This window comes from Bradyrhizobium zhengyangense, from assembly GCF_022012555.1.
GTDB classification, from domain to species: Bacteria; Pseudomonadota; Alphaproteobacteria; order Rhizobiales; family Xanthobacteraceae; genus Bradyrhizobium; species Bradyrhizobium zhengyangense.
On the sequence record NZ_JAKLTZ010000001.1, the window covers coordinates 621,998 to 637,377 of the forward strand.

The 15,380-nt window shown below is 63.4% G+C and carries 13 protein-coding genes and 1 pseudogene; 8 read left to right on the top strand and 6 right to left on the bottom strand.

Going from position 1 to position 15,380, the window contains the following annotated elements; all coding sequences use genetic code 11:
* Window positions 1-92 precede the first annotated feature (92 nt).
* Entirely contained in the window at window positions 93-1,379 is a 1,287-nt protein-coding gene (locus L6639_RS03070) for a M20/M25/M40 family metallo-hydrolase (protein WP_237858831.1), read from the top strand.
* A gap of 3 nt (window positions 1,380-1,382) precedes the next feature.
* Here L6639_RS03070 and L6639_RS03075 read toward each other — a convergent pair whose 3' ends face one another.
* Complete coding sequence (locus L6639_RS03075) at window positions 1,383-2,765, bottom strand: sensor histidine kinase (protein ID WP_237858832.1); 1,383 nt, start codon at window positions 2,763-2,765, stop codon at window positions 1,383-1,385.
* A gap of 1 nt (window position 2,766) precedes the next feature.
* The gene (locus tag L6639_RS03080) at window positions 2,767-3,441 is read right to left on the bottom strand and encodes a response regulator transcription factor (protein ID WP_237858833.1); all 675 of its coding nucleotides are present in this window, start codon (window positions 3,439-3,441) and stop codon (window positions 2,767-2,769) included.
* Window positions 3,442-3,727: 286 nt separating this feature from the next.
* Here L6639_RS03080 and L6639_RS03085 point away from each other — a divergent pair, with 286 nt between their 5' ends.
* The gene (locus tag L6639_RS03085) at window positions 3,728-4,717 is read left to right on the top strand and encodes an alpha/beta hydrolase family protein (protein ID WP_237858834.1); all 990 of its coding nucleotides are present in this window, start codon (window positions 3,728-3,730) and stop codon (window positions 4,715-4,717) included.
* A gap of 233 nt (window positions 4,718-4,950) precedes the next feature.
* On the opposite strand, the gene L6639_RS03090 is transcribed toward L6639_RS03085, so the two are convergent.
* The 4 genes from L6639_RS03090 to L6639_RS03105 form a co-directional block, all read right to left on the bottom strand.
* Window positions 4,951-6,039, bottom strand: coding sequence for a TRAP transporter substrate-binding protein (locus L6639_RS03090; protein ID WP_237858835.1), 1,089 nt, complete (start codon window positions 6,037-6,039; stop codon window positions 4,951-4,953).
* An 899-nt stretch (window positions 6,040-6,938) separates the two neighbouring features.
* Window positions 6,939-8,030, bottom strand: a complete 1,092-nt coding sequence (locus L6639_RS03095) for a TRAP transporter substrate-binding protein (RefSeq protein WP_237858836.1) — start codon at window positions 8,028-8,030, stop codon at window positions 6,939-6,941.
* A 194-nt stretch (window positions 8,031-8,224) separates the two neighbouring features.
* Window positions 8,225-9,367 (bottom strand): Mrp/NBP35 family ATP-binding protein, encoded by a 1,143-nt coding sequence (locus tag L6639_RS03100; RefSeq protein ID WP_237858837.1) that lies wholly within the window; start codon window positions 9,365-9,367, stop codon window positions 8,225-8,227.
* Between the two features lie 108 nt (window positions 9,368-9,475).
* Window positions 9,476-9,913: a VOC family protein gene (locus L6639_RS03105; protein WP_237858839.1), complete on the bottom strand. Its 438-nt coding sequence runs from the start codon at window positions 9,911-9,913 to the stop codon at window positions 9,476-9,478.
* 165 nt (window positions 9,914-10,078) lie between these two features.
* Between L6639_RS03105 and L6639_RS03110 the strand changes: the two are divergent.
* The 6 genes and pseudogenes from L6639_RS03110 to L6639_RS03135 form a co-directional block, all read left to right on the top strand.
* Window positions 10,079-10,975 (top strand): annotated as a pseudogene (locus tag L6639_RS03110) (NAD(P)-dependent oxidoreductase); the annotation flags it as partial.
* Between the two features lie 192 nt (window positions 10,976-11,167).
* Window positions 11,168-12,406, top strand: coding sequence for a cation:proton antiporter (locus L6639_RS03115; RefSeq protein ID WP_237858843.1), 1,239 nt, complete (start codon window positions 11,168-11,170; stop codon window positions 12,404-12,406).
* Between the two features lie 124 nt (window positions 12,407-12,530).
* Window positions 12,531-12,686, top strand: a complete 156-nt coding sequence (locus L6639_RS03120) for a hypothetical protein (protein WP_237858845.1) — start codon at window positions 12,531-12,533, stop codon at window positions 12,684-12,686.
* 266 nt (window positions 12,687-12,952) lie between these two features.
* Window positions 12,953-14,548, top strand: a complete 1,596-nt coding sequence (locus L6639_RS03125) for a sensor histidine kinase (protein ID WP_237858847.1) — start codon at window positions 12,953-12,955, stop codon at window positions 14,546-14,548.
* Between the two features lie 45 nt (window positions 14,549-14,593).
* Window positions 14,594-14,797: a DUF1289 domain-containing protein gene (locus L6639_RS03130; protein ID WP_237858849.1), complete on the top strand. Its 204-nt coding sequence runs from the start codon at window positions 14,594-14,596 to the stop codon at window positions 14,795-14,797.
* A gap of 28 nt (window positions 14,798-14,825) precedes the next feature.
* Entirely contained in the window at window positions 14,826-15,380 is a 555-nt protein-coding gene (locus tag L6639_RS03135; protein ID WP_237858851.1) for a TIGR02281 family clan AA aspartic protease, read from the top strand.

The window sequence follows — 15,380 nt, forward strand, 5'->3', positions numbered from 1 at the left end:
TCATGCTCCGCCAACGCGGAGCATGACGCGCGTGACACGTGCAGCAAACACGGGCATACCGGACGTTCCTTCCACTTCCGGGAATGCCGCGCATGTTCCGATCGTACCCTGCTCCCCTCGCCGGTTCGTTGGTTGCCTCTCTCTGGCTCGCCTGTGCCGCGGGCCTGGCGCATGCGGAACCGATGGCCGACATCCAGGCGCTGGCGCAGAAGGAGCAGCAGCAGCTGCTCGACACGCTGCGCGATCTCGTCAACATCGAAACCGGCAGCAGGGACATCGAGGGCCTGAACGTGATCGCAGGCCGCGTCGCCGATCAGCTCAAGCAGCTCGGCGGCGAGGTGGAGATCCTGCAACCCACCGACATCTATCGGCTCGACGACACGCCCGAGAAGATCGGCCCTGCCGTGCACGCCATCTTCAAGGGCACCGGCACCAAAAAGATCATGCTAATCGCCCACATGGACACGGTGTATCTGAAGGGCATGCTGAAGGACCAGCCGTTCCGCATCGACGGCGACAAGGCCTATGGCCTCGGCATCGCCGACGACAAGCAGGGCGTCGCGCTCATTCTCCACACCGTCGCGATGCTGCAGAAGCTGAACTTCAAGGATTACGGCACGCTCACGGTGCTCACCAACAGCGACGAGGAAATTTCCTCGCCCGGCTGGCGCAGCACCATCACCAAATTCGCCGTCGATCAGGACGTGGTGTTCTCGTTCGAAGGCGGCGGCACCGATGGCGCGGTGCGGCTTGCCACCAGCGGCATCGGCTCGGCCTATCTGACCGTAACAGGCAAGTCGTCGCATGCCGGCGCCAGGCCCGAGGGCGGCATCAACGCGCTGTACGAGCTCTCGCACCAGGTGCTGCAGATGAAGGACCTGTCCAGGCCCGAGCAGGGCCTGAAGCTGAACTGGACCGTCTCAAAGGCCGGCACCAACCGCAACGTGATCCCGGCCGAAGCCACGGCGCAGGCCGATGCACGGGCGCTCAAGGTCTCCGATTTCGACGAGCTGGAAAAGACTCTCCAGGAAAAGATCAAGAATCACCTGCTGCCGGACTCCAAGGTTGCGCTGAAATTCGAAGTGCGCCGCCCGCCGCTCGAGGCCAACGACGCCTCGCGTCGCGTGGCGGCCTACGGCAAGACGATCTATCAGGAGCTCGGACTATCCATGAACGTTGCCGAGAAGGCGACGGGCGGCGGCACCGACGCCGCCTTTGCCGCACTCAAGACCAAGGGCGCCGTCGTCGAAGGCATGGGCCTGTCAGGCTTCGGCGCGCATTCCAATGACGCCGAATATGTGAGGCTCGACAGCATCGTGCCGCGCCTCTATTTGACCACGCGAATGATCATGGATCTGTCGACAGGGAAGCTGAAATAGCGGTCAGCTTCGGCCAAGGGCGGAGGCATCCTCCTCCGCCAGGCGGAACCGCAGCGTGAACTCGGCACCACCGCCGGGGAGATTGTCCACCGCAACTGTTGCGGCGTGATCGTCGGCAACGCCGCGCACGATCGAAAGGCCGAGGCCCGCACCGTCGCTGCGCTGGCGATCCCTGCGCCAGAAGCGCTGGAAGATCAGCTCACGCTCCTCTTCGGTCACGCCGGGGCCGCAATCGCGCACGCGCACCGAACCGTCGTCGCCCACCTCGACGTCGACGGACGTCTCCTTCGCGGTGAACTTGATGGCGTTTTCGGCGAGGTTGAAGACCGCGCGCTGAAGCATCTCGGAATTGCCGTGGATGAACACGGGCGCCTCGGCGCCTTTGAGCGCGATGTCCTTGTGCTGCGCAATCGCCAGGGGCGCGATCGCACCGACCACCTCGGCGCAGACGGCGCGCAAGTCGGCGGTCTCGCCGGGATCGAGCACCAGCGTGTCGAGCTCGGCGATCTCCAGGAGCTGGGCGACGATCCGGCTCATGCCTTCGATATCGTCATGCAGGAGTTGTCTGACCGCACTGTCGCCGAGCGTCTCGATCCGCGTGCGCAGGATCGCGAGCGGCGTGCGCAGCTGATGGGCTGCGTCGGCCGTGAACCGGCGCTGCACGCGAAAGCCGTCCTCGAGGCGGTCGAGGGCCTGGTTGACGGCGGTGACGAGCGGCATGATCTCGCGCGGAATCTGCTCCGTGGGCAGACGGACGTCCGTGCGCGACGGGCCGATATTGCTGGCCTCTTCCGAGGCCTTCCAGAGCGGCGCGATCGCGCGGCGGAAGATGAAGATGTCGATGGCGAGCAGGATCAGAAGAATGGGAATGGTGATCCACCCGACCCGGCGGAAGAAGTTGGACACGATGTCGTCGGTGATGACGTCGCGATGGGACAGGTCTTCCCCGACCCTGATGTGGAAGGTGGAGCTGTCGATCGTCTGCGTCACTTCGGCACCCGAGATCGTGTCCGACCTCGCATCACCGGTCTTCTTGTGCGAGGAGAACAGCAGGTGGCCGTCGTCATCGCGGATATCGTACTGATAGCGGCCATAGGCTTCCGAATAGAGGCCTCGCAGACTCTCCGGCAGATTGAACGTCACCTTGCCGTCGGGCCGGACAACGATGCGTTCGGCGAGCGTCTCGGCCTGGGTCCGCATCGCCGCTCGATGCAACTGGTCGATCTCGGAGTTCAGCAGCCAGAACAGGACCAGCGGCAGGAAGATCGCCACCACCGCGACCGCGATGATGTGCAAGAACACGATGCGCGAGATCAGCGATTTGAACGACGGCGCCCGGATTTTGGATCCGGTCAGGGACCTGGTCTGGAATCCGAGCCGGGCCACGTTATTTCTCCTCGGCCATCATGTAGCCGACGCCACGAATGGTGTGGATCACGACTTTGGCGCCATGTTCGGTGAGCTGCTTGCGCAGCCGGGAGACATAGACCTCCACCGCGTTGGAGGCGACCTCGCCCTCGATCCCGAAGATGTGATCTTCGACGTTCTTCTTCGGCACCACCCGCCCCTGCCGGCGCAGCAGGATCTCCAGCACGGAGGTCTCGCGCGAGGAGATGATCCGCGGCTTGTCGTCGACGAAGATCTGGCGGCTCTCGGTGTCGTAGACGAGATTGGCAAGCCGCAATGAACGGCCGAGCAATTGCCCCGGACGGCGCAGGATCGCCTCCAGCCGCGCCACCAGCTCCTCCATCGCAAACGGCTTTGCCAGATAGTCGTCGGCGCCGCTGCGCAGGCCGTTGACGCGGTCCTGCAAGCCGCCGCGCGCGGTCAGCACCAGCACCGGCAGCGGCTCCATCTGCCGTCGCAGCTCGCGCAGCACCGACAGGCCGTCGCCGTCGGGCAGGCCGAGGTCCAGGATCATCGCGGCATAGCTGACATTGTGCACCGCCTCGCGAGCCTCCTCGGCACTACCGACGATATCGCTCTCATAACCGGCCGCTGCCAGCCCGTTGGCAACGAGCCGCGACAGCTCGGCGTTGTCCTCGACGATCAGAAGGCGCATGCAGTGAATCCAAACTTCCGGCATTTCCGACCGCGCGTACGCGGCGATTGCCGATCTCTTCCACCAATCGGCGGATTGGGCCAGCGAAAAATGGCGCTCGCGAGGTGGACGCGCTGCTGCCGACCCGTGCTCGGCCAGATCACCCTGGTCTGGCCGGCGCAGTACACTACGCCAGTCTGGCGGGAATGTGTGTTGGCGGATCCGCCTGCCGCTGCCATGAAGGGAAGCAAGGCCAAGTTGCCGTCACGGTGATGCGGTCGTGGCGGACCAAGCGCGGGAGCAGCACATGTCTATTCTGAAGTTCGCGCTCGCATCCGTTTTTTGTCTGATCGCCACCCTGGCCCATGCCGCCGGCTTTCGCCTCATCGAGGTTCCGGCCGTATCAGGCTTTCCGGCGATCCAGGCGGCCGTGTGGTCGCCCTGTCGCGAGCCTGTCGGCGAGGTCAAGCTTCGCACGTTGACGTTGCCTGCGACGGAGAACTGCGCGATCTCAGGCGACAAGCTACCTCTGATCGTGATTTCGCATGGCTATGGCGGAGGCTTCACCGGCCACCATGATACGGCCGAGACGCTTGCTGACGGCGGCTTCGTCGTTATCGCGCTCAGCCATCCCGTCGATACCGGTGGCGGCGACATGAGCCGTGCCGACACGCTCGCCGCATTCACCGAGCGCCCGACCGACATCAAGCGCGTGATCGACTACATGCTGACCGCATGGCCTGATCATGCGAAGCTCGCACCCGAACATATCGGCTTCTTCGGCTTTTCGCGCGGCGGCTACACCGGCCTGGTCGCCGCGGGCGGCAATCCCGATCTGCGCAAGATGATCGCCTTCTGCCCAGAGAGCTCGCCCAAACCGGATTGTGCACAACTGCGACGCAACGAGATCCCGGCGCTGGCCTTCACTCACGATCCGCGCATCAAGGCGCTCGTCATTGCCGACCCGGCGTTCGGCCCGCTGTTCGACCCTGACGGCCTGAAGGAAGTGAAGATCCCGGTGCAGCTCTGGGCCTCTGCGCTGAGCGGAGACGACCGGACCGGCGGCGAAGTCACGCTGGATTATGTGTCAACGATCATGCGCGATCTTCCGGCCAGGCCCGACTATCATCTGGTGCAAAATGCCGGTCATTTCGTCTTCCTTCCGCCCTGCACGGAGGATCTGGCGAAGAGGCGCCCCAACATCTGCACCGACAGGCCGGGATTTGATCGCGTCGCGTTTCATGCGCAGCTCAACGCCGCCGCATTGGCGTTCTTCCGGGCGCACCTGAAGGACTGACCAATCGTGTAGCGCAGCCGCTTATGCGAGATTGCCTGACACGCCATCCCACAGCAGCTTGAGCGCCCACCACCAATAACCACCTCCCCGGCGCTCTTACGAAGCGCGTGGGCGCGACGTGTCTTCGCTCCGGAAGGGGATTGCGCTCAGAGGTTGGCCTCTCTCGTGGGTGCCCTCGAGCAAAAGCCCCGGAGCGTTTGCTCCGGGGCTTTCCCTCACGCGGGACGCCGCGCTCAGCTCTGCGAGTGTCGCGCCATGAAGATGTCGTAGCCGACTTCGGCGACCTGGAACCAGGCATAGCTGTCGTTGGAGAATTTGGTGAGGGACTCGTAGACCTTCTTGAAGTTGGGATTGGTCGCCGAGACCTCGTCGTGCAGCTCTTTCGCCGCCTTGTAGCAGGCGTCCATGATCGGCGGCGAGAAGGCATGCAGCTTGGTGCCGTTGGCGAGCAGCTTCTTCAACGCCAGCGGATTGGCCTGATCGTAGCGCGCCATCATGTAGTTGTTGGAGTAATGGCCTGCCTGCGTGAGTACGCTCTGGTAATATTTCGGCAGCGCGTTCCATTTGTCGAGATTGACGAAAGCGAGCAGCATCGGACCGCCTTCCCACCAGCCGGGATAGTAATAGTGCGGCGCGATCTTGTAGAAGCCGAGCTTCTCGTCGTCATAGGGGCCGACCCATTCGGCGCCATCGATAGTGCCCTTCTCGAGCGCCGGATAGATGTCACCACCGGCAAGCTGTTGCGGTACGACGCCAAGCTTCAGCAGCACGCGGCCGGCGAAGCCGCCGATGCGAAATTTCAGGCCCTGGAGATCGTCGACGGTGTTGACCTCCTTCCTGAACCAGCCGCCCATCTGGCAGCCGGTATTGCCGGCGAGCAGCGAGGTGACGTTGTAGCTCTTGTAGAAGTCGTTGAGGATTTCCTTGCCCCCACCCAGCATGTACCAGGCCTGGTTGACGCGCATGTTCGGACCGAATGGCACCGACGAGCCGAAGGTGAAGGTCGGGTCCTTGCCGAAATAATAGTAAGACGCGGTGTGGCCGATCTCGCAGGTGGCGTTCTGCACGGCGTCGAGCACCTGGAGGCCCGGCACGATCTCGCCGGCTGCGAAAGGCTGGATCTGAAATTTGTTGTCGGTCGCCTCCGCAACCATCTTGCACATCAGCTCGGCGCCGCCGTAGAGCGTGTCGAGCGATTTCGGCCAGCTCGTCGGCATGCGCCATTTGATCTCCGGCATCGACTGCGCGATCGCGGGAGAAGCGAGCGTGGCGGCACCGGCCGCAGCAAGCCCCGTGACCTTGATAAAGTCTCGTCTCTTCATGATTTCCTGCCCTGATGTATCAGTGATTGTGGGCCTTCTTGCCGAGGCTTGAGGCCTAGAATGGCGCAAGGGCGATGCGAATGCCATCGTCATCGCACTGCGGCATGGAAAAATGGGCCCGGCCTCGCGGAGCGAGGTCGGGTCGTTGGTCTTACGACTTAAGCCGCAGACGATACGCGCTGATGCTCATCGCTTCAAAAATTTTGCGCCACAGCATGATTCGGATTAAGCGATTAGGGATTCACGGCTGTGTTTTGCCCGAATTATCAGCCGCCTGCGCGCCGTCTTACCATCTTGCTAAATTTCTTCCACGCGAAGCGGCACAATTGTCCCGGCGGGATGAACTCTTCCGGGCCAATGGCCCCAAACGACTTTCGCGTCGAAATCCCTGCCGCGACAGCGAACGTTTATTGCGTCCCCCACCACGGGCGCGACATCCAAAGAATAGTTCTCGTCGGGATCTAGCTCCCGCTCAGTCACAATCTCTCCCGACTTGAGGCGAATTCGTTTGACCCAGTATGGCACGCGCTGATCCTCTCGCCTCGCCTATCGGATAGCCGTCGCGTCGCCAATTTCGGATTATACGATTGTTGCATTCTGCTCCTGTTTTGCCCGACGAGTCAAACGGCTTCCGAGTCCCTCCGCGGAAAGATTCTGGATTGCTTCGCTGCGCTCGCAATGACGGTGTGGGAGCGGTTGCGCAACAATTGCTGCACCCCGCTGATTTGACCCGGCGCGCCAGATAGTTGGCGGCATCCACATGGCAACACGCCCTCCCCCGATTTCTACTGTGCATGGGGTTGTTTTCAGATTTCGCGTGCGCCTGCCGCTTCGCGCACGAAAAAGCCCGGCCTCGCGAACGAGGCCGGGCCATTCCGTCTGACAGCTTGAGCCGACGATCAGCCGCGGGTGCGCGAGCGGATCATGAAGCTGTCGTAGGTGTACTCGGCGACCTGCCACCACAGATATTCGTCGGAGCGATAGGCCTGCATGGCGTCGATCGACTTCTTGAAGTCGGCGTTCTTGGCCGACAGCTCGGCCCACAGCTCGTTGGTCGCCTTCAGGCAGGCTTCCAGCACTTCGTTGGTGAAGGGACGGAGCTGCGTGCCGCCGGCGACCAGACGCTTCAGCGCCGACGGGTTCTGCATGTCGTAGCGCGCGGCCATCCAGCTGTTGGCGTTGGCCATCGCGTTGGTGAGGATCGCCTGGTAGTTCTTCGGCAGCGAATTCCACTTGTCGAGGTTGGTGAAGGCGTGGACCATCGGACCGCCTTCCCAGAAACCCGGGTAGTAGTAGTACTTCGCGACCTTGGCGAAGCCGAGCTTCTCGTCATCGTACGGGCCGACCCACTCGGCCGCGTCGATGGTGCCCTTCTCGAGCGCCGGATAGATGTCGCCGCCGGCGAGCTGCTGCGGCACCACGCCGACCTTCTGAAGCACCTGGCCGGCGATGCCGCCGATGCGGAATTTCAGGCCGGAGAGATCCGCAACGGTCTTGATCTCCTTGCGGAACCAACCGCCCATCTGGGTGCCGGTGTTGCCGCAGGCAAAGCCGATCACGTTCGACTTCTTGAAGAACTCATTGCCGAGTTGCTCGCCGCCGCCCTGGTACCACCAGGAGTTCTGCTGGCGCGCGTTGAGGCCGAACGGCACCGAGGCGTAGATTGCCCAGGTCGGGTCCCTGCCGACGTAGTAGTAGGACACGGTGTGGCACATCTCGACCGTGCCGTTCGAGGTCGCATCGAGCGCCTGCAGGCCGGGAACGATTTCGCCGGCCGCGAACACCTGGATCTGGAACTTGTTGTCGGTCATCTCGGCGACGTACTTCGCCACCTGCTCGCCACCGCCATAGATGGTGTCGAGCGATTTCGGGAAGCTCGACGTCATGCGCCACTTGATCTCGGGCGAGGACTGCGCAATCGCCGGCGAGGCTACCGCGGCGGTCGCCGCCGCGCCTGCTGCCGACACTTTCAGAAAATCACGACGCTTCATCTTCAGGTCTCTCCTTGCTGGGGCGTGTCCCCGAACTTCCTCTTTGTCGCCGCTCATTCCGGCGAGGCGATCTCAATCCGCGTCGAACCGAAGGGGCTTTGTGCCGTGGCGTTTAACACGGAAGCCCCTGCCACGGAACGCGACATTGGCATGACAGGGGGCGACGAAAGTCGCATGTCCCCAGATGATCGGCGTCAGGCTGCGGAAACCGCGCCCTTGAGCTGGTCCCGAACCTGTCCCGCAATGGCGCGATAGATCGCCGCATGCGGGCCATCGGGTTCGCTGTCCACGACGGGATTGCCGGCGTCGGATGTGGCGCGAATCGCCATGTGCAGCGGGATCTCGCCCAGGAACGGTACCCCGAGCTTCTCGGCCTCGTGGCGCGCGCCGCCGTGGCCGAAGATGTCGGATTTTGTGCCGCAATGCGGGCACTGGAAGTAGCTCATGTTCTCGACGATGCCCAGCACGGGCACGTTGACCTTCCTGAACATTGCGAGCCCCCGCCGCGCGTCGATCAGCGACAGGTCCTGCGGAGTCGAGACAATCACGGCGCCCTTCAGCGGCACGTTCTGCGCCAGCGTGAGCTGCGCATCGCCCGTGCCCGGCGGCATGTCGACGACGAGTACGTCAAGCGTGCCCCATGCGACGTCGCGCAGCATCTGCGTCACCGCCGACATCACCATCGGGCCGCGCCAGATCATCGCGGTCTCTTCCTCGACCAGGAAGCCGATCGACATGATGGCGAGGCCGAAGCGCCGGAGCGGAATCATCTTGCGCTCGCCGTCGAGCTCCGGCTTCTCGTGCAGCCCGGTCAGCCGCGGCACAGAAGGACCGTAAATGTCGGCATCGAGCAGCCCGACCTTGAGACCGAGGTCGCGCAGGCCCAGCGCCAGGTTGAGCGCGGTGGTCGACTTGCCGACGCCGCCCTTGCCGGAGGCGACCGCGATCACGGCAGCGACGCCCGGAATCTCGGACTGCCGCGCCATCGGCGATTGGGCGCCGCCCTGTGGCGGCGGCTTGTGGGCGTGGACCGGCTGCACGCCTGGTGTGCCACGGCTCGGCTGCGGGGGCGGTGGAGGCGTGCTGCCGGGCTTGCGCTCGGCGGTCAGGGCGACCATCACTGTGGTGACGCCGGGAATGGCCCGCACGGCGGCCTCGGCCTCGGCCCGGACCGATTCCCAGGCCCGCGCTTCGGCGGCATCGACGTTGATCGAGAAGAGCACCTTGCCGTCGGAGGCGCTGATCGCGCTCAGCACATTGGCATTGGTGAGCGCGACCCCGCGGGGCGACTTGATCTTGGCGAGGCTGTCGAGGACCTGTTGCTGCGTCACGCTCAAAGCGCATCTCCTAGAGGGAGCATGATCCGGAAAAGTGTGAAGCGGTTTTCCGACCAGATCATGCTCAAGATATCAGGATGCCCCATTAGAGCGGAAACGGCCAAAAGGCTACTGCCTGCCGATATCGTCAGCCATCTCGGCCGGGGCTGCCCCCTGCTCCTGCGCCGCCTCGTAATTGAGCTCGATCATGACGCCGTTGGGGTCGTGGACGAAGATCTGCCAGAGCTCGCCGCCTGGCACCTGACGGGAGTCGAATTTCATGCCCCTGGACGTCAGGCGCTGCTTCATGCCGTCGAAGCCCCGGCTGGCGAAGGCGACGTGGTGGACCACGCCGGAATCCGGCTTTTGCGGCTCGGAGGTCGGGGAAATATCGACGAGGTGCACCACCGGCTTGCCCTCGCTGTACATCCAGGCCCCCGGGAAGGCGAAATTCGGCCGGGCGCCTTTCTCCAGGCCCAGCACGTCCTCATAGAAGCGGACCGTCTCGGCCAGATTCCGGGTCCGGATGTTGAAATGATCGAGGACACCAACGCTCACGCCGCCCATTGTTTCGCTCCCTTGTTTTGAAGTCCTTTAGTCCCGCCATCCTAGCACAGGGGGCGGCCAAACGAAGCCGTTGCCCTCAGCCCTTAAGGGTTTATGGTGCGCCCGGCCGCCCTTGGGCGGAACCTCAAGGACCCCGGCTGGCGCCCCTCGCCCGGCTGCAACCGTAAAACTCAAGCTACGGACACACACATGGCTAAAGTCGCTTTCCTCGGTCTCGGCGTGATGGGCTTCCCCATGGCCGGACACCTCGTGAAAAAAGGGGGCCATGAGGTCACCGTCTACAACCGCACCGCCGCCAAGGCAAAGGAGTGGGCGGACAAGTTCGGCGGCAAGACGGCACCGACCCCGAAGGCTGCAGCCGAGGGCCAGGACTTCGTGATGTGCTGCGTCGGCAATGACAACGATCTGCGCGCGGTCACGATCGGCGCCGACGGTGCATTCGCCGGCATGAAGAAGGGTGCGATTTTCGTCGACCACACCACCGCCTCTGCCGAAGTCGCACGCGAGCTCGACGCGGCCGCGACCAAGGCCGGCTTCAAGTTCATTGACGCCCCCGTCTCCGGCGGCCAGGCCGGCGCCGAGAACGGCGTGCTGACGGTGATGTGCGGCGGCGCGCCGGATGACTATGCCGGCGCCGAGCCGATCATCTCCGGCGCCTATGCACGGATGTGCAAGCTGCTCGGGCCCGCCGGGAGCGGCCAGCTGACCAAGATGGTCAACCAGATCTGCATCGCCGGACTCGTACAGGGCCTCTCGGAAGGCATCCACTTCGCCAAGAAGAGCGGCCTCGACGTCGCGGCCGTGATCGAGACCATTTCCAAGGGCGCGGCGCAGTCCTGGCAGATGGAAAACCGCTACAAGACCATGAACGAGGGCAAGTACGATTTCGGCTTCGCGGTCGAATGGATGCGCAAGGACCTCTCGATCGCGCTCGCCGAAGCCCGCCGCAACGGCGCCAACCTGCCGGTCACCGCGCTGGTCGACCAGTTCTATGCTGAGGTCGAGAAGATGGGCGGCAAGCGCTGGGATACGTCGAGCCTGCTCGCGCGTCTCAATCGCTGACGACTGACGGACGATCGTCCCAAGCTGAGCGTCATCGCCACAATCTACGTTGTGGCGGTGACCTGCGGCAAACTCGCCCGAGCGTTCGTTTTCGCTTTTTGGGCCACGCGATGGCAGGTAACGTCGCAACGAGCGAAACAGGCCGGCGGGGCACCGAACTCGGCCAAATCTCAAACATTTCGGAATTGCCAGGTGGATACGTCGGCCTCAGTCGAGATCGCCAAGCACACGCTGTTGAGTTGCGGGCTGATCCTAGCGGTCGGTACCGTCATCGGACTGCTGGCGCAGAAAATCCGGATTCCGGATATCGCGCTCTTCCTGCTCGCTGGAATCGCGATGGGGCCACGCGCGCTCAAATTGATCGACATCCCCGCGGACTCGGCACTGAACCAGATCATACTGCTGTTTGGAGCAAGCTACATCCTGTTCGACGGCGGAGCGGCACTGCGGCTCGATGTCATTAAGCGGGTGTGGATCACCATCGTGACGTTGGCAACGATCGGCGTCCTGATCACGGCAACTATCACCGGACTTGCCGCGCATCTCGTGTTCGGCATTCCGCCGGTGCTGGCGCTGCTGCTGGGGGCAACGGTTGCGTCGACCGATCCGGCGACGCTCATGCCGATCTTTCGCCAGATCCGAATTCGCGATCGTATTGCGCAGACCGTGATGAGCGAGTCCGCGTTCAACGACGCCATGGCCGCGATCTTCACCTTTTCGGTGCTCGGGCTAGCAATGGGGAGCGGCGTATTTTCGCCGATCGGCGCGCTGTTCGACCTCGTCAAACAGGCCGCGATCGGAATCGCCGCCGGCGTTGCCCTCGGTTATCTGGCTGCACTACTGATCGCGCATGAGCGCTGGGCGATGCTCGCAGAGTATGCGCCGGTCGTGACGCTTGTTGCCGTGATCGCCGCCTATTTTGCCGCAAGCGGCCTGCAGGCATCGGGCTTTATGGCCGTGTTCGTTTTCGGCATCGTGCTCGGCAACAAGGAAGCCCTGGGCTTCCGAATGGAGCCGGGCGAGGCGCAGAAGCTCAACGATTTCGTGTTCACGACCGCCTTCATCATGCGCCTGTTCATTTTCACCCTGCTCGGCGCCCAGCTCGACTTTGCCCAGATGGGCCAGCACTGGAAAGGCGGAGTGGCGGTCGCGCTTGCTCTGATGTTCGTGGCACGCCCGATGACGGTGTTCCTCTGCGCCTTGCCCGACCGCCGCGCACGCTGGAACGTGCGCGAACTCATCTTCATGTGCTGGACCCGCGAGACCGGCGTCATCCCGGCCGCACTCGCCGGTCTCCTGCTCGGCACTAAAGCACCGGGCGCCGAGCTGATCGCTTCCGTAACCTTCGTGATCATCCTGATCACAATCTTGATCCAGGCGCCGACGACGGAATGGCTTGGACGCAGGCTCGGCCTCCTGGAAAAGGACTAGCAGTGATCGGCTGCGCAATCGGCGGGCACTTATGGCCCATTTATATCACTGGTTGCTACTCCATCTCGAATTTGAATGCGATTGAGAGCACCTTTCCGGCAGCCAACGAATTTCGAGATCTGTCATGGAAACCGCTGCTATCGATCCGGAACCGGCCAGCAAACGTCACTATCTCGGGCACGCGCGGAGCTGGGCCACGAGCGCAAGCCGGCCCTATTCTCCGGTGGTTTGCCTGTCATTACTCCTCGCGATCGGGCTTGCCCTCGAGATCGGCTTCTGAGCCAAGACTCTTTCTGTTGGCGCCTAAGCTTGCTCTGCTTGATTTTCCACTGCGAGCCTGCATTCTCCGCTCGGTAGCCTACCGGAGCCACGCACGCATGACCGCCGTCGCGCAGGGCGAAACCGATCTGGCAAGTGCCGACCGCCGAGTTAACCTCCCGTTAACGTAATTCTTTAGCTCCTTAAGTCACCTCTTAAGGATTTCTTGCCAGAGATAGACAATGCAGAAGGCCCGCGTCCGACGCGGGCAGGAATCGTTGTTGCTTTATGAGTAACCCCGCTGAAAAGCCTGAGGTAGTGCAGCTTCCGGCCGAACCGGTCAGCGCTCCATCAGCGAGCAGCCGACGGGCTGCGTCGCAGCGGGTCCGCGAAGCACGCGATAAGTTAACGTCGACCAGCGGAACCCGGCCGGCCTTCGACGCCGAGCTGTTGCGCCAATATGCCCAGACGCGGCTGTCGGCCTCCTATGTCGTGATGCTGCTCGTGGTCGCGACCGGTGTGCTGTTCGGACTGTGGATGCAGCCGATCCCCGCCGCCGCCTGGACCGCTGGCATGATCTGCCTGCATGCGGCGATGATCCGCAGCTGCCGCCGCTTCCTGGGTGAACCTGCCTCCCCAGCGGCAACGCGCGCCTGGCGGACGCGTTTCGTCGTGCTCGACCTGCTCTATGGCCTGTGCTGGATGGCGATCCTGATCCATCCCGTGCTCGACATGGTAACGGAAACGCTGATGATGTTCCTGATGCTGCTGGTGATCGCAGTGTCGAGCATGCTTGCCGCCAATCTGCCGATCGCAGCACTCGCCGCCACAGCGCCGGTTGCGGTCGCCATGGCGCTGAGCTTTGCAATGACCGGCTCGCTGGACAATTACATCCTGGCCGCACTCGCGCTCGCGGCCGAAGGCTATTTCGTGCTGCTGGCGCATCGTCTTCACTCATCGACCTTCGCGACGCTGGAGGCGCGGGCCGAGAAGGACGCGCTGATCGGCGAGCTCGAACAGGCCAAGGCGATCTCGGACGAGGCACGCCACCGCGCCGAATCCGCCAACGTCGCCAAATCGCGTTTCCTCGCGCAGATGAGCCACGAGCTGCGCACACCGCTGAACGCCATTCTCGGCTTCTCCGAAGTCATGAAGAGCGAGATCTTTGGCGCGCATGCGGTACCGGTCTACAAAGAATATTCCGCCGACATTCATAATTCCGGCGTGCACCTGCTCAACCTCATCAACGAGATCCTCGATCTGTCGCGGATCGAGGCCGGCCGCTACGAATTGAACGAGGAAGCGGTCTCGCTGGTCGGCATCGTCGCCGACTGCCATCATCTGATGAAGCTGCGTGCCTCGAGCCGCGGCATCACCATTCACGAAGTGTTCGAGCAGGCCATGCCGCGGCTCTGGGCCGACGAGCGCGCGATCCGCCAGGTCGTGCTCAACCTGCTTTCCAACTCGATCAAGTTCACTCCGCAGGGCGGCGAGATCTGGCTCAAGGCCGGCTGGACCGCCTCGGGCGGGCAATACCTATCCGTGAAGGATTCCGGCCCAGGCATCCCCGAAGACGAGATCCCGGTCGTGCTTGCCTCGTTCGGCCAGGGCTCCAACTCGATCAAATCGGCCGAACAGGGCGCGGGCCTCGGCCTGCCCATCGCGAAGAACCTGATCGATCTGCATGGCGGCACCTTCACGCTGAAGTCGAAACTGCGCATCGGCACCGAAGTGATCGTCACCTTCCCGCCCGAGCGCGTGATGAGTGCGCTGGCGCCGCTGTCGGAGGATTCGCCGCCACTGCAGCCGGACAGTTCCGCCGTTCCCGACGAGAAGCGCCGGCCGCGCCACAGACCGATCATGAGCGCGGGCACGGGCTCGTAAAACACATGCTTGCCGACATGCCCGATATTCCTTCACTATGTCCGTATGAGCAAAGAAACGCCGTGCCTCGCCGTCTGCATGATCGATCCCAAAACCAAGCTGTGCTTCGGTTGCGGCCGGACCTTGCCGGAGATCGCACGCTGGCACGCCATGGAGAGCGTCGAACGGCTCGCGGTTATGGCGCTGTTGCCGGCGCGCATGGCGGACGCTGGCCTTGCGCCACCGGCGGGATCGCCGAGACGCGCCTGACCGGTGTCCGCGCCGTCGGAGGCGCGCGATGATCCGCCTCCTGCTCGTTCTCATCTTGCTGGCCGGCACAGCGGGCGCCGTGGTCGCCTATGGCGATCCCGACCAGATTGCACGCGCGAGTCACAAGGTCTCATACATGTTCCGTGGGCAGGCCGCCTCGCCCGCGCCAGAAGTGCAAATCCAGCGCGGCCAGGGTGGCGAGTTTGCGCTGCGCGCCAAGATCAACGGCGTGGCAACGCCAATGGTGATCGACACCGGCGCCACCTCCGTGGTGTTGACCTGGGAGACCGCAAAGGCGATCGGCGTGCCACTTGAGATGCTCGAATACGACGTCGACCTCGAAACCGCCAGCGGCCACACCAAGGCGGCCCGGCTGACGCTCGATCGTCTCGCCGTCGGCCATCTCGTCGAGAAATCGGTGCCGGCACTCGTGGTGCAGCGCGGGCAGATGAAGACGAATTTGCTCGGCATGAGCTTCCTCGATCGCCTGGAGAGCTGGGGCGTGCGCGCGGACAAGCTCATGCTGACGGGCTATCCAGAGCTGCAAGGCAGCCATCGGCGCGCGCGCACGGCGGTGGATTGA